The 2,286-nt window shown below is 62.1% G+C and carries 3 protein-coding genes and 1 pseudogene; all 4 read left to right on the top strand.

Annotation, left to right across the window (positions count from 1 at the left end):
* The first annotated feature begins 26 nt into the window (after window positions 1-26).
* Window positions 27-395: a hypothetical protein gene (locus FJ398_27295; GenBank protein MBM3841583.1), complete on the top strand. Its 369-nt coding sequence runs from the start codon at window positions 27-29 to the stop codon at window positions 393-395.
* Window positions 392-1,313: pseudogene (uvsE, locus tag FJ398_27290) on the top strand (UV DNA damage repair endonuclease UvsE). Before FJ398_27295 ends, uvsE begins: the two are co-directional and overlap by 4 nt.
* 213 nt (window positions 1,314-1,526) lie before the next feature.
* Window positions 1,527-1,751, top strand: a complete 225-nt coding sequence (locus FJ398_27285) for a DUF2892 domain-containing protein (protein MBM3841582.1) — start codon at window positions 1,527-1,529, stop codon at window positions 1,749-1,751.
* Between the two features lie 225 nt (window positions 1,752-1,976).
* The coding region (locus FJ398_27280; protein MBM3841581.1) for a class I SAM-dependent DNA methyltransferase at window positions 1,977-2,286 on the top strand (310 nt) is incomplete at its 3' end.

Raw genomic sequence — 2,286 nt, 5'->3', positions numbered from 1 at the left:
CCTGGCGACACAAGGCCCAGGGCTACATGAGCACTCCCGTCGTCATTGACGGCGTGGCCTACAACCATCTTAAAAGCCAGCGCGTGATGGCCATCGAAGTCGAAACCGGCCGTGAGCTTTGGACCAGCGACAAATCCTTCGGCAAATACTGGAGCCTGGTCGCGCAAGGCAACCGCATCCTCGCCCTTGATCAGCGGGGACAGTTGTTTCTCCTCCGCGCGAACAAGGACAAGTACGACCAACTCGACCAGCGCAAGATAACCAGCGAGGAAACGTGGGCGCATCTCGCCGTGGCGGGTGATGAACTTTTCGTCCGCGAATTGAACGCGCTCGCCGCTTATCGCTGGAGAGCGGCCGGAGGCACATCAGAACAGACGCAGGCCTCCGCCCAATGAAGCCCGGCATTGACGCGCGTTCCTGTCTGCGTCTGGGCTTGTGCTGCCAGTTCGCCCGCGAGCCGATCAAGTTCCGCACGACGACCGCAACAGCCATTTTGCGTCTGAGGAAGCGGGAGCGATTGGCTCGGCTTTCAAAGTTGTGTCGCCTCAACGCCGAGGCCCTGCTGGCCTCGTTGCGGTTCTGCGCGAGCCACGGCATAGATAGGCGCTTTTCGCGTCAACAGCCAGATTCTCCCGTTGAAAACGCACCCCGAGGCTGGTTACGGCGTGACCGAGTTGCCGGACGGCGCGGCAATTGTCGCGCGGTTTCGCGAGTGCGGCGCGTTTGCACGCGAACACAACCTGCGTCTGTCGTTTCATCCGGATCAATTCGTGGTGCTCAATTCGCCGAATCCCGAGACACTCGCGCACTCGCTCGCGGAACTTGCTTACCAGGCCACAGTCGCTGAGTGGATCGGCGCAGACACCGTGAATATCCATGGCGGCGGCGCGTATGGCGACAAGGCGAGCGCATTGCAGACGTTGCGCAACAATATCGAACGGCTGCCCAAACCGGTGCGTTCGCGGCTCACGCTGGAGAACGACGACAAAATTTTCACGCCCGCCGACCTGCTGCCTGTGTGCGCCGACACAGGCGTGCCGCTGGTTTATGACGTTCACCATCACCGCTGCCTGCCGGATGGCCTGAGCGTCGCCGAAGCCACCGAACGCGCCCGCGCCACCTGGAATCGCGAGCCGCTCTTTCATCTTTCCAGCCCGCTCGCCGGCTGGCGCGGCCCGAAGCCGGAGCGCCATCACGACTACATCGCCGTGCGCGATTTTCCCGACGAATGGAAGAACTTCACGCTCACGGTAGAAGTGGAAGCCAAAGCCAAGGAACTGGCCGTCTTGAAATTGCTCGCCGCCCTAGGTTGACTCGACATTACCCATGACGTTGCAGACGCCAAGGCGCAAAAGGAAAACCCCGGCGTGCATTCGGGATGACCTTCGAGAATGGCATCTTCGCCATCATCCGCAGCCTGATGTATCTGGACGGCATGGTGCTGCGCTGCAAACCCGACGCCGTGCTGCTGCGCGACATGCGCCGCTACATCGGCGATTTTGAAAAACTGGTGAAGTGAACCCACCTTGACCGCCCATGCCGTGAAGAAACTCTTTCAACCGAACATCGGCAGGACCGGCCGCATCATCCGCGGCGTCATCGGGGTGGCGCTGCTGGGTGCGGCCATCGCGGTGTGGACGTGGCATTGGCTGGCGGGAGTGGGACTGGCTGCGGGCGGCGCGTTCTGCCTGTTCGAAGCCGCGCGCGGCTGGTGCATGGCCCGCGCCTGCGGCGTGAAGACCCGCTGGTAATCCGCCTGGCGCCCGCGGCCGGAAACCGCGCTTGGTCACCGGCAACCCCTTGGGTATCCTCGCCCCAACTCAGGCATTGGATTGAGCCATCAGAAAACGGAAACTCCGACGCCCGCGCCTCCGAGCAGGAAATCCGGCAGAAACTCATCGAAAGCCGCGCCGTGAAGAATCGCCTCTCGCCTTCGCCGTCAGCCTGCGGTATCAACCCACATCTGCAACCGAGCCATGCCTAAACCTGAACGACAACAACAGGTGCTGGATTTGTTGAAAGACCTCCGCGGTCTTGAACCGCTCAAGAAACTGTTCTGGGAAGAACTGAGTTACGAGCGCGTCAACCAGCCGCTTTCCCGGCGCGGGTGGGCGGAATCGGCGGGCAAGGCGCTGGCGGATGATCCGGTGCTGTTTGCTGGCGGCGGCGATGGCAATGCGTTCCATGTCATCTACTGCCGGCTCGCGTCCGATGGGCTTCCTCGCGCACTTGAGCGGCCCGCCGTAAGCCAACTCCTGCGCGAACATCCCTACGCGCTGTTCGTCT

This window comes from Verrucomicrobiota bacterium, from assembly GCA_016871535.1.
Lineage (GTDB): Bacteria > Verrucomicrobiota > Verrucomicrobiia > Limisphaerales > SIBE01 > VHCZ01.
Note: the sequence above shows the minus strand (reverse complement) of the source record. Positions and strands in the feature narration are given on the sequence as shown.

Bases quoted from the DNA above. Each gene is read 5' to 3' on its own strand.
- FJ398_27295 (MBM3841583.1), top strand. From the start codon at position 27: ATGAGCACTCCCGTCGTCATTGACGGCGTGGCCTACAACCATCTTAAA.